We start from the raw sequence: 18,326 nt of genomic DNA, 5'->3' as shown, positions 1-18,326 counted from the left end.
GCAAAAGAGACCCGGATTCCTGGCCTCAGTTGGCAGGGACGCGGGCAGGGGTACGTCACCGGCTAGCACAGGGAGACGTATGAGTGTTTCGCGCCGCCGAACACGGCGACGTGGTAGTCAGTACACACCGACGAGGAGCGTGCCCCGGTTCGGTACCCCAGTGGCCCGGGCCCAGCCCCTCGAACGTGAACGACAGCGCGGGCCGAGAGCCGGCCGGGACGGCGCGGACTCAGTAGCCGCGGGTGATGAGGTAGTCCGCGATGTCTCCCAGGAGACTCCGCGCCTCGTTGTCGGGGAGCACTTCGAGGCGGGACTTGCTCCTCGCGACGAGGTCCTGGGCGGTCGTCCGGGCGTAGTCGATGCTGCCCGCCTCGTTCAGCTTCGCGACCGCCGCGTCGACCTCCGCCTCGGTGAGCTCCTCGGGGTGCTCGGCGTCGACGAGCGCGTCGACGTCGACGCCCTGCTGGCGGGCGTGCAGCGTGATGAGCGTCTCCTTGTCCTCGACGAGGTCCGACCCGCGCTGTTTACCCAGCTGTTTGGAGGGGACCGTGAGGTCGAGCACGTCGTCTTGGATCTGGAAGGCGCTGCCGGCCTCGACGGCGTACTGGTGGAGCGCGTCGACCACCTCGTCGTCGGCGTCGAGCAGGATGGGCGGGATGGCGGCGGCCGCCCCGAACAGCACGGCGGTCTTCGACTCGACCATCTCGAGGTACTCTTCGGGGGGACCTCCGTCCGCCCCTCGAAGTCGACGTCGAGCGCCTGTCCCTCGCAGATGTGGGTGCAGGTCGTCGCCAGCTTGCGGGTGGCACGGAGGCCGTTCTCGGCGCGCGCGCCGGTGTGGGTGAGAATCTCGAACGCTTTCGAGTAGAGCGTGTCGCCCGCGAGGATGGCCGTGTCGGTGCCGTACTCGACGTGGACCGCGGGAACGCCGCGACGGAGCGCGTCGTCGTCCATGATGTCGTCGTGGATGAGGGTGAACGCCTGGATGACCTCGATGCTCATCCCCGCCGCGAGGACGTCGATTCGGTCGCCCGAGAGGGTCGGAAAGTCGGTGTACGGCTCGGACCCCGGCTCGACGTCGAGGAGCGCTTCGGCGGCCAGGAGCGAGACGGTCGGCCGGAGGCGCTTGCCGCCGGCTAACATCAGGTACCGCGACGCCTCCCAGAGCCGCTCGGGCTCCGCCAGGGGGAGGTAGTCGTCGATGGCTTCGTTGACGACGCGGCGACGCTCCTCGACCGCGGCGAGCACCCGCTCCTCGGTCGCGTTCGCGTCGGAGGCCATCAGTCCACCAGCTGGATCATGTTGCCGTTCCGCGTGACGTGCAGGTCACGCCCCAGCGCGTAGCCCTGGTTCTCGGCGAGGTCGACGTACGGCGAGAAGCCCTTGAGGTTCTGGTGGGCGGGGATGACGTGCTTCGGCTGCAGCGCCTGCAGCATCGTGTAGTGGCCCTCCTCGCGGAGGTGACCCGAGACGTGGATGTCGTCGTAGATGCGCGCACCCTGCATCTTCAGGAGCTTCTCGGACTGGTAGCGCTGGCCCTCGTTGGTCGGCTCGGGGATGACCCGGGCGGAGAAGATGACCTTGTCGCCGTCGTCGAGTTCGAACGGTGTCTCGCCGCGGCCCATCCGCGTGAGCATCGCGCGCGGCTCACCCTGGTGGCCCGTCACGATGGGCAGGAAGTTCTCCTTGCCCTCGTTCATGATGCGCTTGAACGTCCTGTCGACGGACTTGCGGTGGCCGTACATCCCCACGTCGTCGGGGAAGTCGACGAACCCTAACCGTTCGGCCGTCCCGGAGTACTTCTCCATCGACCGACCCAGGAGAACGGGCTGGCGGCCGATGTCCTTCGCGAACTCGACGAGGGAAGTGACGCGGGCGATGTGTGACGAGAAGGTGGTGGCGACGATGCCGCCGTCGTAGTCCTCGATAGAGGTCATCACGTCCCGGAGGTGGCGGCGGGCGACGGCCTCGCTCGGCGTGCGGCCCTTGCGCCCGGCGTTGGTACAGTCCTCGATGTACGCCAGGACGCCCTCGCCCTCGCGGCCGATTTCGCGGAAGCGCTTCATGTCGATGGGGTCGCCGATGACCGGCGTGTGGTCCATGCGCTTGTCGAGGCCGTAGACGATGGCACCCTCGGGCGTGTGGAGGACGGGGTTGATGGCGTCGATGATGGAGTGGGTGACGTTGACGAACTCCATTTCGACCTGGTCCGAGATGGACATCGTCTCGCCCGCGGACATCTTCACCAGGTCGTTGTTGACGTTGAACTTGTTCTCGCCCTCGATCTGTTGTCGGACGAGTTCGATGGTGAAGGGCGTCGCGACGATGGGGGCGTCGTACCGGTGGGCGAGTTTCGAGATGGCGCCGATGTGGTCGAGGTGGCCGTGTGTCGGGACGATGGCCTTCACGTCCCCCTCCAGGTCCGACATCACCCGGTCGTCGGGGATGGCGCCCATGTCGATCAGGTCGAGACTGTGCATCTGTTCGGTTTCGACGTTGTCGTGGATGAGAACCTGCGAGAGGTTCAGACCCATGTCGAAGACGACGACGTCGTCACCGGCACGGACGGCAGTCATCTGCCGCCCGACTTCCTCGTAGCCGCCGATTGTTGCGATTTCGATTTCCATGGTTGTGGACACTGAAACGCGGACTGCGTGTTCGCGTGTATGTGAAACCCAGCGGATGTGGCGGAAGCCACAGGCCCCGGCGTCTTACAGCCTGTCGGTCGGTGGGTCCCGCAGTACGGCTCGACGCCGCACTTACCCGCGGGAGTGTGGTACTGAGGGCTACACGCCCGGGTATTAAAAGCCCACGGGTTAAGCGCTGCGTCGGGCGGTCAGGTCGAAACAGCCGCTTCAGCGAACGGTGTACCCGCCGTCGACGACGATACACGCGCCCGTCATGTACCGCGAGGCGTCACTCGCGAGGAAGACCGCGGCGGGTGCGACGTCCTCGGGGCCGGCGATTTCGTCCATCAGCATCTCGGACTTCCAGACCTCGTCGATGTCCGGGTCGATGGCGTCGGCCTGGTCGGTGTTGTCGGTGCGGATGTACCCCGGGGCGATGGTGTTCACCCGGATGTCGTGTTCGGCCCACTCGGAGGCCAACTGGCGCGTGAACGACTCGATTCCACCCTTCGAAGCGTTGTACGCGACCTGGCGCTGGGGGTAGTTGGCGACGAGTGCCGACATCGAGGAGACGCTGAGGATCGAACCGCCCCCGACTCTCGCATCTCCTGTCCGACGTACTTCGAGCAGAGGAACGTCCCGCGGAGGTTGACGTCGATCACCGAGTCCCACTCGTCGACCGTCATCGTCTCGGCGGCCTCGTGGACGACGATGCCCGCGTTGTTGACGAGGACGTCGACCGTTCCGAACGCCTCGACCACGGTGTCGACCATCGCTTGTACGCTCGCCTCCTCCGCGACGTCGGTCTCGACCGCGAGGGTCTCGACGCCCGTCGCCTCCGCGATTTCGGCGGCGGCCTCCGCACCCGACTCGGCGTTCCGGTTGGCGACGGCGACGTTCGCGCCCGCCTCGGCGAGCGCCCCGGCGATTTCGCGTCCGATACCCCGGTTTCCGCCGGTGACGACCGCCGTCTGCCCGTCGAGTCTGAATCTGTCGAGGATTCCCATAGGTGGCGGTCACGGAGGGGTCTGATAAGTGGTGTGACCCGCTCGGCGCCCCGGGACACCCGTCCGAGCGGCGCGCGGCGGTGAGAGACGGACCCGACCCGCAGACGGTACGTTTATTAATGCGACAGATGGCTGTTGAGGTATGAGCGGACGACCGCTGGACGTACTCGAGGCGTCGCTCGACGCGCTCGTCACGGTCCATCTCAAAGACGGCACCATCTACCACGGTATCCTCGCGGGCTACGACCAGCATATGAACCTGGTTCTCGAGAGCGACGAGGTCGACGCGGACGTCCACGGCGACCTCGACGCGACTGCAGTGCAAGACACAACGATTATACGCGGCGACAACGTCGTGACGATAACGACATGACTGGCGCAGGAACGCCGAGCCAAGGGAAGAAGAACAAGACGACGCACGTGAAATGCCGCCGCTGCGGCGAGAAGTCCTACCACGTGAAGAAGAAAGCCTGCGCGTCCTGTGGCTTCGGGAAGTCGGCCAAGCGTCGCGAGTACGCCTGGCAGTCGAAGGCCGGCGACAACTGAGACGGACGACGCGCACGCGATTCTCTCACTCCTCGACCGCGAGCGGACGCGCCCGCCGTCCCCGGTCGTCCGACTCGCTCGTGCTTTTCGTGACTTCTCGGCCGTCCCCACGTTCGTGAGTGTCCTCTTCGCTTCGATACTCGGAGTCTAACGCACGCGACGGGCCGACGCTCGTGTGGTCGACGACCCCTCGGCGAAGGTGTACACATACGTGTATATCTACCGGACAGCGACACGGAAATACAGCACAATCACGGGTCTTTTTATCGCTCGGCCCGCATCCCTCTCGTATGGCACACGGGCGGGACACACTCCCGGAGGGGCCGACAGAGAAGTGCGGGGTCGTCGGTCTCTCGCTGTCCGACCGAGCCGCTGCACGGCCCATCTACTACTCGCTGTACGCGCTCCAGCACCGGGGACAGGAGTCCGCGGGTATCGTCACCCACGACGGGTTCCAACAGCACAGCCACGTCGACATGGGCCTGGTGGGGGACGCCTTCTCCGAGTCCGACCTCGAAGGGCTGAACGGCACCACCGGCATCGGGCACGTCCGCTACCCCACTGCGGGGAGCGTCGACAAGTCCTGCGCGCAGCCCTTCACTGTCTCGTTCAAGTCGGGGTCGCTCGCGCTGTCACACAACGGCAACCTCGTCAACGCCGACGAGATCCGCGACACCCTGGCCGAAAAGGGTCACGCATTCACCTCCGACGGCGACACCGAAGTGATCGCTCACGACCTCGCGCGCAACCTCCTCGAAGGCGACCTCGTCCGCGCGGTGAAGGCGACGATGGGCCGGATTCACGGCTCGTACTCGCTCACGATCATGCACGACGACACCGTACTGGGTCTGAGAGACCCCGAGGGCAACCGCCCGCTCTGTCTCGGAAAGCTCGAAGACGGCTACGTCCTCGCCTCCGAATCGGCCGCCATCGACACCCTCGGCGGCGAGTTGGTCAGGGACGTCCGCCCGGGCGAACTCGTCTTACTCGACAGCGACGGCTCGGGATACGACTCCTTCCAGCTCGTCCAGCAAGAGAACACCGCCCGCTGTTTCTTCGAACACGTCTACTTCGCCCGCCCGGACTCGCGCATCGACGGGACGCTCGTCTACCAGGCCCGCCGCACCCTCGGTCGAAAACTCTGGGAGGAGAGCGGCGTCGACTCCGACGTCGTGATGCCCGTCCCCGACTCCGGCCGCGCGTTCGCCTCCGGCTACGCCGAGGCCGCCCAGGACGACGGTGCCGACGTCGAGTTCGCCGAGGGGCTGATGAAGAACCGCTACGTCGGCCGGACGTTCATCATGCCGACACAGGACGAGCGCGAGCGGGCGGTGCGACTGAAGCTGAACCCCATTCGGAGCACGATCGAAGGCCGTTCGGTGACCATCATCGACGACAGCATCGTCCGCGGGACCACGTCCCGCCAGCTCGTGAGCCTCCTCCGCGACGCCGGCGCCGACGAGGTGCACGTCCGCATCGGGGCCCCGCCCATCATCGCGCCCTGTTACATGGGCATCGACATGGCCACGCGCGAGGAACTCATCGCGTCGAACCGCTCGGTCGAGGACATCCGCGACGAAATCGGCGCGGACTCGCTGTCGTACCTCTCCATCGACGCCGTCGCCGAGGCACTCTCTTCCACCCGGGCCGACCTCTGCCTCGGCTGTGTCACCGGCCAGTACCCGTACGACATCGACGACGAGGAGACCGACCGCCCGGTCGAACGCCCGCTCGTCACCGACTCGGCACCGGCCGACGACTGACGCCCGCTCTCCCCAACGTGACCCGCCCGGACGTGCGGCCAGTTCGACAGGAAACCGTCCACCCGACACGTCGAACCGCTCGCTGGGCGGCGCTCCAGTCGTCCTCGGGGAATCTCCCAGGAAACGACCACATCAGTTATCTTCGCCCGTGTCGTACGTCCTACACGATGTGTGACTGGCGACCACGGACGACCGTCGCATGAGCGACAACGTCCTCGTTCGGGCCCACTTCGACCCGCGGTCGGACCGGTCGGTCTCGGTCGCCGTCGCCGAAACCCTCTCGCTAGTCGTGGAGTCGGCCATCGACCTCCCGCCGCTCGCACACTCTATCGACACGGATTCGCTCGACGCGCTGTTCGCCCCGCACACGGGTCCTCCACCGAGCGAGTTGCAGCTCACGTTCCCGTACCAGCAGTGGCAGGTGACCGTCTCCGGAGCGGGCGAAATCCGTATCAGTGACCGGTCGGGACACTGGGTTCCGAACGACTGAACGAGGTCACGGAGACACGGAGACACGGAGACACGGAGACACGACAGCCGACGACGCGGAGTTCGACGACCGGGGGACGTTCGTCACCGACTATCTCCCCGACCCGGGGCCGTTTCTCGAACAGGGGCGTGTGCTCGACGGCGAGGACCACACTGTCGTCCACGGGTGGAGCCGCGACGTCTTCGAGGCACGGGGCGTCTACGACGCGACGTTCGGCTACAACCTCGCGCGGTTGAACCTCGACGCCCGTCACCCCGACGCCGGCATCCGGTACGCGTTCGGAGACGGGGGACTCCGCGCCGAGTTCACGCCGACGACGGCGTTCTGCCCGCAGGCGGAGACGCTGGCCGTGGCGGCGGTCCGCGCGTGGAACGACCGCGGTGACGGCGTGGAGCCCCCGGCCCCGCCCGCCACCCCCGACGCCCTCGACGACGCCGAGCGCGTCAGCGTCCGTGTCGCCCCGCTCCACCGTGACCACGACAGCATCAACGACCGACTGCGGGCCCTCGAAGCCGACCGCTGACCGAACGTGTTCGGGGGAACGGTCGGGGGATGGCGTCCCATCCCTCACGCATGTCCGAGACAGCCGACGCGAGCCTCTCGGCGTTCGACGATTGCGTCCCGACCGACCGCGAACACACCGTGGTCGACGTTTCCGCGGCCCCGCCGCCGAAGCCGCTGACGCGGACGCTCCGCATCCTGGCCGACCTGGACGACGACGAAATCCTCCTCCAGGTCAACGACCGGGAGCCGACGCACCTCTACCCGAAACTCGACGAACGCGGCGCGGCGTACGCGACAGTCGAACGGGGAACGTCGGTTCTCACGGCCGTCTGGAAGCCATGACGCACGTTCGAACGGCCGCCGAGGAGCGGACGCCGCCCGACGATGACAGCCGGGTCGACGCCGAATGCCACGGCGTCGACGACATCGACAGCGACGACCTCCGTGGGCTACTCACGGCCCGGGCTGGCGAGGTCGCCGCCGCGGAACGAGAACGGGCCCTGCGAGCGTTCGACGACGACCCCGGCGCACGGCGCACGCTCTCGACGATGGCGGTCCGCATCGCGGTCCAGGCCGTCGAACCCGCCGCGGCCGCGGCCGAGCACGGCGACGACCGGGTCGAAGCGACCGTCACCGAACTGTTCGTCGGCGAGTGATCCCGATTGCGGCCTCACCTTCGTGCCAGCACGACGAGCGCAGTCGCCGGTCCGTCGTCGGTCGCCCGGGGCGCGATTTCGTGCTCGCCGTCGAACCGGAGGCAGTCGCCCGCTCCCACGCGATAGACGTCGTCGTCGAGACGGACCTCGAACCGCCCGTCGACGACGAAGAAGACGACGCGTTTTCCCGGGTGACTGTGCGACGCGACGGCCTCGCCCGCGGCCAGATGGAGGCGGACGACCGCCGGTTCCCCGTCGGACTCGAACGGCCGGCCGGCCCCCTCGAACGCGTCGAACGAGCAGTCCTCGGTTTCCCTCGCTCCGGTCCTCGTTTCGGGAACGCCGCGACGAGGCGGCTCCGCCTCCGAAACCGAGGCGTCAGCCCTGCGACTCCGACCCTCCTGACCCGTCTTCACCGGACGTGCCGGGGTCGGGATCGAATATCTCCGGGTTCTCCTCACCCTCGGCGGTCACGATGGCCATACAGCCCTTGCGCGCGACCCGCGAGAGGGCGTGGTCGACGAGTTTGAAGTTCCCCGGGACGGGGAAGTCCATGGTCGCCACGGTGGTCGACCCGGGCACGACCGGCTTGGTCTGGATGTGCGTCTGCGGGTCGGTCGACAGCGACCCCTCGGGGTAGAGTTCCTCCCAGACGTTGCCGATGGGGTGGAAGCTCGAGGTGAGGTTCGGCCCGCCGGTGACGAAGTACACCCGGACGGTGTCACCGGTCGAGACCGTCGCCGCGGGCCCGTGGACGTCGGGCGTCATGGCGTACTGCTCGCCGTTCATCACGACGTACGTCGGCTCCTCACGCTTCATCGCCGCCATGTCGAACCGGTGTTTACCCTCCTCGCCCGCCGGTTTGTCGGTGTATATCTCGTGCTGTCCGAGGTAGAGTTCGTGGTCGACCGCGGGCATGCCCCCTTCGGGCTCGACGAGGATGATGCCGAACATCCCCGCCGAGATGTGCATGTCGAGGTTCGGGACGGCACAGTGGTAGATGTACGCGCCGGGGTAGGTCGCCTCGAACCGCAGACGCGCGGTCTCGCCGGGCGCGGTCATCGTCGCCTCCGCACCGCCCCCGGGACCGGCGACGGCGTGAAAGTCGACGTTGTGCGGCAGGGCGTTCTCTGCGGGGTTCTCGAACGTCAGGTCGACGGTGTCACCTTCTCTCACTCTGATGAACGGTCCGGGTACCTGCCCGTTGTACGTCATGTAGTCGAACGTGACGCCGGGTTCGACCTCCGCCGTCACCTCCTCGGGACGGAGCGTCACCTCGACCGTCTCGGGCGAACGCCGCTGGATGGGACCGGGGATGTCCGCCGGGTTCGCGGCGACCCGGTCGACCGTCGGCTTCGACTGCTGTTCCATCGTCCGGCGCTGTCTCTCCGTCTCGGCGGCGGTCGGTGCCTGCGCGGTACAGCCGGCGACGGCGGCCGCGCCGCCGACGCCGAGCGCTTCGAGCACGGAGCGGCGAGTGGTTCGGGGCATCGGTCTTCACCTCACACTCGTGAGAAGGTGAGAGAGGGACTAAAGCCGGGGATCAGGCTGTAACACCTTGAGAACGGGGCGGAGATGTTCGGACCCGACAGTTAAGCGGGGAGCGACATCCGCCGAGACGCTCCGAACGACGTCGTGGAGGCCGTCACCGGACGGCGAGTGGTCTCTAATCCGTACCAATTAGTCAACTGGTTGATATGTACGTGAATATCGGGGTACGTTACCAATGAACAATGGAGAGGGTGGAGACGAGCGGGAGCTAACGTTCGACACGATACCACGGCGAACGGTGCTGAAGGCGACCGGCGGCGGGGTAGGGCTGTCGCTCGGGACCGGGTCGGTCGCCGCGGCGAGCGGAGAGCGGACGGTCGAACAGGTCGGCATCAAGAACTACGTCGACCCGGTGTTCGGCTTCGCCGCGATGGGGCCGAACCCGTGTGCCAGTGGTGACGACAGCTGTCTGGAACGGTTTCCCGAACAGATTCGCCCGTCGGCGCTGATCGGGATGCACATCGGCATTCCCGGCCTCCTGTTCGGCGTCGCCGAGTCGGGGGTCCCGTCGGACCAGACGACAGCGACGATCAATGCGGCCGTCGCCGACGGCTCGCTTTCCGGCGACCAACTGCCCGGCGGGGCGGTGACGGTCGGCGGTGACCGGGTACCGATTCGCGCGATCGCTGGGGCGCTCGTCGACACGGTCGGGTTCCACTTCGACCCGGCCGGTCTCCTCGTGTCGCCCGGCGACCTCGTGCTGTTCAACGCCGCGTCACCGGATCACGGCGTGGCGGCGTTCCACGAGCAACACGGCCGACAGAACCGGGTTCCGGACGGCGTCGGACCCCTCTCGTCGCCGCTGGTTCCCGTGGGCGGGTTCTGGATCGCTCACTTCGAGACCGAGGGCGTCTACGACCTCTACTGTCCCCCACACGGGGTGTTCGGGATGGTCGTGCGGGTGGTCGTCTGGGACGGCGACGTCCCCGACCTCAGCGTCGAGAACACGGGCCGACCCCCGGAAGAGGAGAACGCGCTGCCGTCGATTCTCGCCGGCCTCGACCCGAACGTCCCGAGTTCGGCTGAGGCGCTAGAGAGCGAGGCGCTCGATCCAGCGAACATCGTTAGTCGGGGCGAGGTCGGTTGGCACGAGGTCGTCGAGGAACATCGGGCGGGGTGAGAGACGCGGTGGTCTCAGTCGTCGCTCCGTAACGACTGGGCCGGCCCGGGAAGCCGCAGGTCCTCGGGCGCGGTCACCTCACGCCGCGAGCGGAGTTTGTCGAGCACGTCGTACGCGAAGAGGAGGGTACCGGCGATGAGCATCGTGTCGCCCGGCATACGCGCCCAGAACAGCAACTGGACGACGTCACGCTGGTAGAACGCGAGGCTCCGCGCGGCGTCGTAGCTGGCGGTAAAGGCCGTCTCCAACTGGAGGAACCCCACGGGGAGCACAGACACGAACACCATGAGTGTGAGGCCGGCGTTCCAGAGCCAGAACGCCCACCGGAGTCGCCGACCCGACCACTCTCTCGTGGCGATGCGGAGCATGTACGTCGCCATGCCGATGGCGAGGAAGCCGAACGCGCCGAACATCGCGGCGTGGGCGTGACCCACCGTGAGGTAGGTGCCGTGCTCGTAGTAGTTCACCAGGGGGAGGTTGATGAAGAAGCCCAGGACGCCCGCGCCGACGAAGTTCCACACCCCCGAGGCGATGATAAACATGAACGGCAGGGTGTAGGGGAACGCCTCGCCCTGGCCGACGAGCGAGCGGTACTCGTTCAGCGCCTCGAAGAGGATGAAGACGAGCGGGAGGAGTTCGAGCGTCGAGAAGGCGCTCCCGATGGGCACCCAGAGGTCGGGGAGGCCGACCCACCAGTAGTGGTGTGAGACGCCGATGACGCCCGTGCTCATGACCAAGAGCGCCTCGAACATGACGGCCTTCTCCGCCGACTTCCGCTGCAGGAGGTTCATTGAGACGAGGGTGATGCCGACGATGGCGACGATGAAGAACTCGAACGCGCCCTCGACCCACATGTGGACGACCCACCACCGCCAGAACTCGGTGACGACGATGTTCGTCGTCGGCGTGTAGAGGAAGCCCGCGACGAACAGCAGGGCGATAGAGCCGCCGGCGTACAGGATCATGTGCGCGAGGCCGTACCGCTCCTCGCGCTTCAGGAGGGGTCTGAACCCGCGCGCGACGAGCGCGGCCCACGCGAGGAACCCGAGGAGGAGGCCGGCCTGCCAGAGCTTCCCCACTTCGAGGTATTCGAGCCCCTCGTTCCCCAGAATCCACCAGAGCGGGCCGTCGATGTAGCCCTGTGCGCCGAGCCAGATACCGGCGAGGCCGCCGACGGCGACGACGACGAGCGCGCCCAGCAAGCCGTAGACGTACCGGCCCTGATTCTCGGGTTCGTAACCGGTCAGGAGCGCCGGGAGGAACAGCCCCGCGCCGAGCCACAGCGTGGCGATCCACAGCACGCCGAGGTCGATGTGCCAGGTCTTCGCGAGGGCGAAGGGCAGGATCTGGAGGACGTTCACTCCCAGGAGTTCGCCGAGACCGAAAAAGGCGGCGCGCTCGACGTAGAAGTGTGCGAGCAGCCCTCCCAAGAGCACCTGGGCACAGAACAGCAAGGCGGCGACGGGGACGAACGACAGCGCCGCCATCTGACTCGGTACGAGGTCGATGTCGCCCGGGCGGGGCACGTCGATAGCCTCGCGCTCGGGTTCGGGCAGGTCGACCGAGCGGTAGAGCCAGATGCCGAGTCCCGCTGCACCGACGAGGAGGATCATCGCGACGACCGACCACGTCATCGACGCGCCCGTGGGTTCGTTGCCCGCGTCGGGCGCGTACGGCCAGTCGTTGGTGTAGGTGTGGGTCGACCCCGGCCGCTCGGTATGGGCGGCCCACGCGGTCCAGAGCGCGAAGTCGGCGAAGTCGCGCGCCTCCTCTTCGGAGGAGATCATGCCCGCGGGGACACCCCGCTCGGGCGCGCCGTCGTGATATCTCTCGACGTAGGTCTCACGCACCTGCTGATGTGCCCAGGCTTCGGCCGCGGAGTACTCGATGGGTCCGCCGTCGTACCCCTGGTCGAGGTCGGTCTCGACGAGGCTATCGACGGCTGCTCGCTCCTCGGCGGAGAGCGACTCGTACGCGCCCCCGTAGCGCTCGCGGGCGTAGTACGCCTTCATGTACTCCGTCTTCAGGTCCAGCGCGTCGGCGGTGTAGTCCTCGCCGAAGTACGCGCCGTTGCCGAGTATCGAGCCGTGGTTCATCATGCCGTCCCGCTGGAAGACGGCCTTGCCGGCCTGGATGTCTCGTTCGGTCGAAATCGTCTCGCCGTCCGGTCCCTCGACCCGCTCGGGGATGGGCGGGGCCTGTTCGTACGCGAGGTACGCCCCGGCACCCATCACGACGAGGTTGAACACGAAGACGGCGACCAGCACGCGCGCGATGGTTCGTCTGCGTATCTTCATCACGGCCGACCGTTCGCCGGCATCGTTTACCTCCCCCACGCCGCTTCTCAGGTGACGACACCTCCGGCGAACACGTTCGGAAGGGGGTCAAAAAACCCCGGTCGAGCGAGCGTTCACCGGGCCGACGGGCGAGGCTCCGTGAGTGGTCGAGGACTCACGAGTGACAACGGTTATGCGTGCTTGTCCCATCACTATACACATGGCTCAGCAGTTCCCCGACCTCGGACACGAGGTTCCCGAAATCAGCGCCGAGACGCTGAAAGAGCGACTCGACGCGGGCGAGGAGTGGACGCTGCTCGACACACGGCGCCCGGCGGACTTCGCCGCGTGGCAGCTCTCCCATCCCAACATCGAGGCGGTGAACGTCCCCTTCACGGCGTTTCTGAACGGGGACGACCCGGCCGACGGCGTTCCCGAGGGAGTGCCGCCGAAGGACGCCGACCGGCCGCTCGTCACCTGCTGTGCGAAGGGCATCTCGAGCCTCTACGTCGCCGAGTTCCTCACCCGCGCGGGGTGGGACGTCTACGGCCTGGCGGACGGGATGGAGGGGTGGGCGCGGCTGTACGAGTCACGCGCGGTCGATTCGAGCGCGGACGCGACCGTGATCCAGTACCACCGCCCCTCGTCGGGGTGTCTCGCGTACCTCGTCGTCTCCGGCGGGGAGGCGCTCGTCGTCGACCCGCTCCGGGCGTTCGCCGACCGGTACGTCGCGGACGTTCGCGAACTCGGCGCGGCAGTCGTCGGCGTCGCCGACACCCACGTCCACGCCGACCACGTCAGCGGCCTGCGAGAGGTCGCCGACGCGACCGGCGCCGAGCGGTTCCTCCCGGCGGGCGCGGCAGAGCGCGGGCTGGCGTTCGACGCCACGCTCCTCTCCGACGGCGACGAGCTACGGGTGGGCGACGCGACCGTAGCGGTCGTGGCGCTCCCGGGCCACACGACGGAGATGACGGGCTACCTCGTCGACGACGTTCTCCTCGCGGGCGACTCGGTGTTCGTCGACAGCGTGGCCCGACCGGACCTCGAAGACGCCGACGTCGAGGCCGTCGAACGGGCTGCCCGCGCCCTGTACGGGACGGTCCGCACCATCGGGTCGATGCCCGACGACCGGGTCGTCGCGTCGAACCACGCGGGGCCGGAGACCTCACGGAGCGAGGACGGAACGTACACGGCGCGCGTGGGCGACCTCCGCGAGTCGCTCGCGGCGTTCTCGCTGGACGAGGACGAGTTCGTCGCACGCGTGACCGACGACCTGCCGCCGCAGCCGAACGAGTATCAGCGGATCATCGCGGCCAACCTCGGGCGCGAACGAGTGAACGACGACGAGGCGTTCGAACTCGAACTCGGGCCGAACAACTGCGCGGCCGGCTGACGCCGGTCACGACGGCGTGCCGGCGTTTTCGACGCGGACCTCCCGCTCGGCGGAGACGTGCCCCCGGAGCTTCAGCGGTATCGACTCCGCCTCGTTGGTCGTGTACGCGGTGTCGATGTCGGTCGAGAGCGTCACCGTCTCGCCGGCGTCGGCCTCGCGTTCGAGGACGTGCGACTCGTCGTCGTCCGCGATGAGCTTCGTCGGCCAGTACAGCGCCGCGAGGAAGCGTCCGGCGGTGTTCGAAACGTTCGTCACCGAGAGCGACACCGACAGCGGTTCGCCCTGCGAAACCGACTCCGGGACCGAGAGCGAGTCGAGTTCGAACCGAGCGGCCGGTGCGGCGAGGCGCTCGCGTTCCCCGGCCGGGAGCGGCCACTCACGCGCCTCGCCGGACGCTCCGCCGTCGAACCGTATCCGGGGGTTCGAGGCCGAGAGCGGCGACGGGACGGTGAACGCGAGCAGGGCGGGCCGGCCGGCGTCGAAGTCGTTCCGGCCGAGAGGCCACCCTTCGAGCCCCGCGACGGCGACGTTGACGGCGCCGGCAGTCTCGGGCAGTCCGGGCGACCACGACCGGCCGTTCGCCTCGAAGGAGAACGACGAGGGCTGCAGGTTCCGGGGCGCTCGGACCGTGGCGACGACGTACTGCTCGTCCTCGCCCGCGAGGACGCCGCCCGACCCCATCACGGACTCGTACCGGACGGCCTTCCGGACGACGGCGTCGTCGAGGGTGACGCGCCGGACAGTGGTGGACGAGTCGGTCGGTGACCTCTCCGGCGATTCGGGAGTCGGCGTCGGCGACGTCGACGCCGACGTCGACTGCGGGGGTCGGGCGGTCGGTTCGCTCGTCGACTGCGGCGTCCGTGTCGTACAGCCAGCCACCGCGGCGAGGCTCCCGGCGACCGCCGCGAGGAGGTGGCGTCTGGATAGCGTGGAGGGGAACGGAAGCGAGGACATCGTCGGAGAGGCGTCACGGCGACGTAACAGGTCTTGTGGTCGACGCGGTGTCAGTCTGCGTCGACGCGGTGTCAGTCTGCGTCGACGCGCCGTCCCGGTCCACCGGTGTTATCCTCGCCCCGTTCCGCGGGCGTGAGATAACACTGCGGGTCGGGGGCGAAGGGGTCGCCGTGGACCGCGAGCGCCCGCAGGCGCGAGGCCCCGCGGCAGACGTCCTGATACCGGCAGTCGGCACACCGCCCCGAGAGGTGTTCCTCGCGCTCGCGGAGCCGTCGCAGGAGCGGGTTCGACTCGTCGTCCCAGATGTGCGCGAAGGAACGGTCGCGGACGTTCCCGAGCGAGTAGCCCTGCCAGAACTGCGTGAGGTGGACGTTCCCCTGATAGTCGACGTCGGCGACGCGCTCGCCCGTCGGGTCGCCGCCGTTCACTTCGAGGTAGCGGCGCACCCGCTCGGCCGCCTCGCGCCCGATGTGCTCGCGGGCGTACTCGACCAGAAAGGCGGCGTCGCAGTAGTTGCCGACCAGGAGAGTCTCTATCTCCTCGCCCGACCGGTGATACTGGCGGGTGAGGTCACAGACCGCTTCGACCGTCTCGCGGCGACGCTCGGGCGAGAGGTCGACCTCTCGGATGCCGGCGCCTCTCCCGCCGTAGTCGAGGTGGTAGAAGCAGAAGCGGTCGAGGCCGACGTCGCGGAGCAGGTCGACGACCCCCTCCAGGTCGGGGCGGTTCGCCTCCGTCACCGTGTACCGGAGGCCCGTTTTCAACCCGGCGTCGAGACACGCTTCGATGCCGTCGACGGCGGCGTCGAACGCTCCCTCCTGCCCGCGGAACTCGTCGTTCCGGTCGGGGAGGCCGTCGACGGAGACGCCGGCGTACGCGAGTCCCGCCTCCTTCAGCTTCCGCGCCCGCCCGGGCGTCATGAGCGTCCCGTTCGTCGAGAGGACCGGCCGAATCCCGCGGTCGGCCGCGTACGCGACGAGGTCCACGAGGTCCTCTCTGACGAGCGGTTCGCCGCCCGAGAAGAGCACCACCGGCACGCCGTAGTCGGCGAGGTCGTCGAGGAGCGTCTTCCCCTCCCTGGTCGTGAGTTCGCCCGGTGCCCGCTTCGCCTCGGCGTCGGCGTAGCAGTGCTTGCAGGCGAGGTTACACCCCTTCGTGACGTTCCAGACGACGACGGGTCGCTGCTGTCTCTCCTCGCGAATCTGCTCGACGTCGGCCTCCGCGGCGTCGTCGTACCGGAGCCCATCGCCCTCGGCGACGCCGCCACAGAGCAGTTTGCTCACCGAGATCATGACGTGGCCTCCGTCGACCGGTCGGCGTCACGACGTCCCTCCGATGCCGTCTCGCCGCCGTCGGTCTCGTCGGCGGCACCGTCGCCGAGCGTTCGGGTGGTAAAGCGCGCGACGTCGTCGGTCGGGCAGAGCCAGATGCTCTCGGCGTCCTCGAACAGAGCGCCGGCGTGTTCGTGCGCCGCCTCGGCGGTCGCTGCGGTCACGCTCCCGGCGTGAAAGAGCGGTTCGGTCGGTTCGGTCCGCAAGAACACCTCCCACTCGTCGACGCCGTCGTGTCGGGGCGCGTCGACGCGTGAACGGCCGGTCTGGTCGTCGTTCATGGGCGTCGGTTTTTCCCTCGGATACGAACACGTACCGACGGTTTTCAGCGCGTGAAAATCAGGGGCGCACACTTTTTCCCCGACTCGCCAACCGACGGGTGATGAGCCGAACCCGTCTCGTCACGACCGACCGCCGAACCGTGCTGAAGACGCTCGGTGTCGCCGCCGCGGGCACGCTCGCCGGCTGTGCGGGGTCCGCGTCGTCCGGCGACTCCGCCGAGTCCAGCGGCGGTGACGGAGGTGACACAGCCGGCACGACGGGGACGCCGACTGCGACCGACGGCAGCGGTGGCGCCGACTCCACCCCCGACTCCGGTTCCAGCGACGGAGCCACGACGGGCGACGACTCGGGGTCGGGGGCCGGTTCCTCGGTCTCGTTCGACGGCTGGTTCGACGGCGTCGCCAACTTCGACGGCGTTTCCGACCGGACCGGCCAGTCGGAGGTGGCGGTGACCGTCGGCGCCGAGGGCAACGGCGGCGCCTACGCGTTCGCTCCGGCCGCGGTCCGGGTGAGTCCGGGGACGACGGTCGTCTGGACGTGGACCGGTGAGGGTGCGTCGCACGACGTCGTCGCCGAGGACGGCCGCTTCGAGAGCGAACTCGTCGCCGAGGAGGACCACACGTTCTCGCACACGTTCGAGGGGTCGGGGACGGTGAAATACGCCTGTACGCCGCACCGGGCGCTCGGCATGAAGGGTGCGGTCGTCGTCGAGGGATGACGTTCGACACGTCCGAGCGCCCGCTGGTGCTCATCTGGGAGGTCACCCAGGCGTGCGACCTGGCGTGTGACCACTGCCGGGCGGACGCGAAACCGGGTCGCCACCCCGACGAACTCACCACTGCCGAGGGGAAGGCGCTCCTCGACGACGCGCGCGAGTTCGGTCGCGGACAGTTGGTCGTCCTCTCGGGCGGCGACCCGCTGAAGCGACCGGACCTCACCGACCTCGTCGACTACGGCACCGACCGGGGACTTCGGCTGTCGCTCACGCCGAGCGGGACGGCCTCCCTGACGCGCGAGCGGGTCGAGGCGCTGGCCGACGCGGGCCTGTCGCGGATGGCGCTCAGCATCGACGGCGCCAGGCCCGAGACCCACGACGGGTTCCGCGGCGAGGCGGGGAGCTTCGTCGACACGCTCCGCGCCGCGCGCGCCGCCGACCGCGCCGGCGTCGGCCTCCAGGTAAACACGACGGTCTGTGCGGACACGGTCGAGGAACTGCCCGGAATCCGCGACCTCGTGTCTCAGTTGGGCGTCGACCGCTGGAGCGTCTTCTTCCTCGTCCCGGTCGGCCGCGGTCGACTCCTCGACCCGGTGTCGCCCGAGCGCGCCGACCGAGTGATGGAGTGGCTCCACGCGGTGCGCGAGGAGGAGCGCTTCGACGTCAAAACCACCGAGGCCCCGCAGTTCCGCCGCGTCGGGATGGAGCGTGCGGGCGTCGCCCCGAGCGCGCGAGCGGGGGACGCCCGAGTGTCCTCGCCGGCGACGGCTTCGCGTTCGTCTCACACGTCGGCGAGGTCTACCCCTCGGGCTTCCTGCCCAAATCGGCGGGGAACGTCCGCGACGACTCGGTCGTCGACCGCTACCGCGACTCCGACCTCTTCTCGGCGCTTCGGGACCGCTCGAACCTCCGGGGAAAGTGCGGGGTCTGCGCGTACCGCGAGCAGTGCGGCGGCAGTCGGTCGCGGGCGTACGCTCGCACGGGCGACCCGTTCGGAAGCGACCCGCTCTGTCCGTACGTGCCCGAGGAGTGGGACGCCGGAACGACCGGAGGCCCGGAGACGGCCGACTGACGCGGGGTCGCCGCGTTCGCCGACGCCCCCACCCCAGCA

General features: G+C 68.4%; 18 protein-coding genes and 3 pseudogenes. 11 read left to right on the top strand and 10 right to left on the bottom strand.

All coding sequences use genetic code 11. The features are described from left to right. Positions 1-229 precede the first annotated feature (229 nt). The 4 genes and pseudogenes from C2R22_RS12265 to C2R22_RS26975 all read right to left on the bottom strand — a co-directional run. A pseudogene (locus C2R22_RS12265) lies at positions 230-1,281 on the bottom strand (polyprenyl synthetase family protein). Beyond that, positions 1,281-2,627 carry an RNase J family beta-CASP ribonuclease gene (locus tag C2R22_RS12260; protein ID WP_103426005.1) on the bottom strand — a complete coding sequence of 449 codons (1,347 nt, stop codon included), beginning with the start codon at positions 2,625-2,627 and terminating at the stop codon, positions 1,281-1,283. Before C2R22_RS12260 ends, C2R22_RS12265 begins: the two are co-directional and overlap by 1 nt. 228 nt (positions 2,628-2,855) lie before the next feature. After that, complete coding sequence (locus C2R22_RS26980) at positions 2,856-3,191, bottom strand: SDR family oxidoreductase (protein WP_281259237.1); 336 nt, start codon at positions 3,189-3,191, stop codon at positions 2,856-2,858. 68 nt (positions 3,192-3,259) lie between these two features. Beyond that, positions 3,260-3,634: pseudogene (locus tag C2R22_RS26975) on the bottom strand (SDR family NAD(P)-dependent oxidoreductase); the annotation flags it as partial. 142 nt (positions 3,635-3,776) lie between these two features. On the opposite strand from C2R22_RS26975, the gene C2R22_RS12250 reads away from it, so the two are divergent. The 7 genes from C2R22_RS12250 (at position 3,777) to C2R22_RS25075 (ending at position 7,593) form a co-directional block, all read left to right on the top strand. Then, positions 3,777-4,007 (top strand): LSM domain-containing protein, encoded by a 231-nt coding sequence (locus C2R22_RS12250; protein WP_103426004.1) that lies wholly within the window; start codon positions 3,777-3,779, stop codon positions 4,005-4,007. After that, complete coding sequence (locus tag C2R22_RS12245) at positions 4,004-4,180, top strand: 50S ribosomal protein L37e (RefSeq protein WP_103426003.1); 177 nt, start codon at positions 4,004-4,006, stop codon at positions 4,178-4,180. Before C2R22_RS12250 ends, C2R22_RS12245 begins: the two co-directional genes overlap by 4 nt. 290 nt (positions 4,181-4,470) lie before the next feature. Further along, positions 4,471-5,943: an amidophosphoribosyltransferase gene (gene purF, locus C2R22_RS12240; RefSeq protein ID WP_103426002.1), complete on the top strand. Its 1,473-nt coding sequence runs from the start codon at positions 4,471-4,473 to the stop codon at positions 5,941-5,943. 199 nt (positions 5,944-6,142) lie between these two features. Then, positions 6,143-6,433: a HalOD1 output domain-containing protein gene (locus tag C2R22_RS12235; RefSeq protein ID WP_103426001.1), complete on the top strand. Its 291-nt coding sequence runs from the start codon at positions 6,143-6,145 to the stop codon at positions 6,431-6,433. Continuing rightward, a complete protein-coding gene (locus tag C2R22_RS12230) occupies positions 6,399-6,956 on the top strand; it encodes a hypothetical protein (protein WP_216824723.1) in 558 nt (185 codons plus the stop codon). The genes C2R22_RS12235 and C2R22_RS12230 overlap by 35 nt, the downstream gene beginning before the upstream one ends. A 50-nt stretch (positions 6,957-7,006) precedes the next feature. Next, positions 7,007-7,279, top strand: a complete 273-nt coding sequence (locus C2R22_RS12225; RefSeq protein WP_245902749.1) for a DUF2249 domain-containing protein — start codon at positions 7,007-7,009, stop codon at positions 7,277-7,279. Next, the gene (locus C2R22_RS25075) at positions 7,276-7,593 is read left to right on the top strand and encodes a hypothetical protein (RefSeq protein ID WP_162562307.1); all 318 of its coding nucleotides are present in this window, start codon (positions 7,276-7,278) and stop codon (positions 7,591-7,593) included. Before C2R22_RS12225 ends, C2R22_RS25075 begins: the two co-directional genes overlap by 4 nt. A gap of 14 nt (positions 7,594-7,607) precedes the next feature. Here the strand turns inward: C2R22_RS25075 and C2R22_RS27160 are convergent, their stop codons facing one another. Further along, on the bottom strand, positions 7,608-8,009 hold the full coding sequence (locus C2R22_RS27160; protein WP_103426000.1) for a cupin domain-containing protein: 402 nt from the start codon (positions 8,007-8,009) through the stop codon (positions 7,608-7,610). Continuing rightward, the gene (gene nirK, locus C2R22_RS12215; protein WP_103425999.1) at positions 7,972-9,084 is read right to left on the bottom strand and encodes a copper-containing nitrite reductase; all 1,113 of its coding nucleotides are present in this window, start codon (positions 9,082-9,084) and stop codon (positions 7,972-7,974) included. The genes C2R22_RS27160 and nirK overlap by 38 nt, the downstream gene beginning before the upstream one ends. A gap of 235 nt (positions 9,085-9,319) precedes the next feature. Here nirK and C2R22_RS12210 point away from each other — a divergent pair, with 235 nt between their 5' ends. After that, positions 9,320-10,264: a plastocyanin/azurin family copper-binding protein gene (locus C2R22_RS12210; RefSeq protein WP_103425998.1), complete on the top strand. Its 945-nt coding sequence runs from the start codon at positions 9,320-9,322 to the stop codon at positions 10,262-10,264. Between the two features lie 14 nt (positions 10,265-10,278). Here the strand turns inward: C2R22_RS12210 and C2R22_RS12205 are convergent, their stop codons facing one another. After that, positions 10,279-12,561, bottom strand: a complete 2,283-nt coding sequence (locus C2R22_RS12205) for a nitric-oxide reductase large subunit (protein ID WP_103427661.1) — start codon at positions 12,559-12,561, stop codon at positions 10,279-10,281. A 199-nt stretch (positions 12,562-12,760) separates the two neighbouring features. Here C2R22_RS12205 and C2R22_RS12200 point away from each other — a divergent pair, with 199 nt between their 5' ends. Beyond that, positions 12,761-13,933, top strand: a complete 1,173-nt coding sequence (locus C2R22_RS12200) for an MBL fold metallo-hydrolase (RefSeq protein ID WP_103425997.1) — start codon at positions 12,761-12,763, stop codon at positions 13,931-13,933. 6 nt (positions 13,934-13,939) lie between these two features. Here C2R22_RS12200 and C2R22_RS12195 read toward each other — a convergent pair whose 3' ends face one another. From C2R22_RS12195 to C2R22_RS12185, 3 genes are all read right to left on the bottom strand, one after another. Next, complete coding sequence (locus tag C2R22_RS12195) at positions 13,940-14,887, bottom strand: hypothetical protein (RefSeq protein WP_103425996.1); 948 nt, start codon at positions 14,885-14,887, stop codon at positions 13,940-13,942. Between the two features lie 71 nt (positions 14,888-14,958). Beyond that, positions 14,959-16,179 (bottom strand): TIGR04347 family pseudo-SAM/SPASM protein, encoded by a 1,221-nt coding sequence (locus tag C2R22_RS12190; RefSeq protein WP_103425995.1) that lies wholly within the window; start codon positions 16,177-16,179, stop codon positions 14,959-14,961. Beyond that, on the bottom strand, positions 16,176-16,499 hold the full coding sequence (locus C2R22_RS12185; RefSeq protein ID WP_103425994.1) for an Htur_1727 family rSAM-partnered candidate RiPP: 324 nt from the start codon (positions 16,497-16,499) through the stop codon (positions 16,176-16,178). The genes C2R22_RS12190 and C2R22_RS12185 overlap by 4 nt, the downstream gene beginning before the upstream one ends. A gap of 101 nt (positions 16,500-16,600) precedes the next feature. Here C2R22_RS12185 and C2R22_RS12180 point away from each other — a divergent pair, with 101 nt between their 5' ends. Both C2R22_RS12180 and C2R22_RS12175 read left to right on the top strand, forming a co-directional pair. Then, complete coding sequence (locus C2R22_RS12180) at positions 16,601-17,218, top strand: halocyanin domain-containing protein (protein WP_103425993.1); 618 nt, start codon at positions 16,601-16,603, stop codon at positions 17,216-17,218. Next, a pseudogene (locus C2R22_RS12175) lies at positions 17,215-18,287 on the top strand (radical SAM protein). The gene C2R22_RS12180 and the pseudogene C2R22_RS12175 overlap by 4 nt, the downstream one beginning before the upstream one ends. The last annotated feature ends 39 nt before the right edge of the window (positions 18,288-18,326 follow it).

The organism is Salinigranum rubrum (assembly GCF_002906575.1).
In the GTDB taxonomy this organism is placed as follows: domain Archaea; phylum Halobacteriota; class Halobacteria; order Halobacteriales; family Haloferacaceae; genus Salinigranum; species Salinigranum rubrum.
Note: the sequence above shows the minus strand (reverse complement) of the source record. Positions and strands in the feature narration are given on the sequence as shown.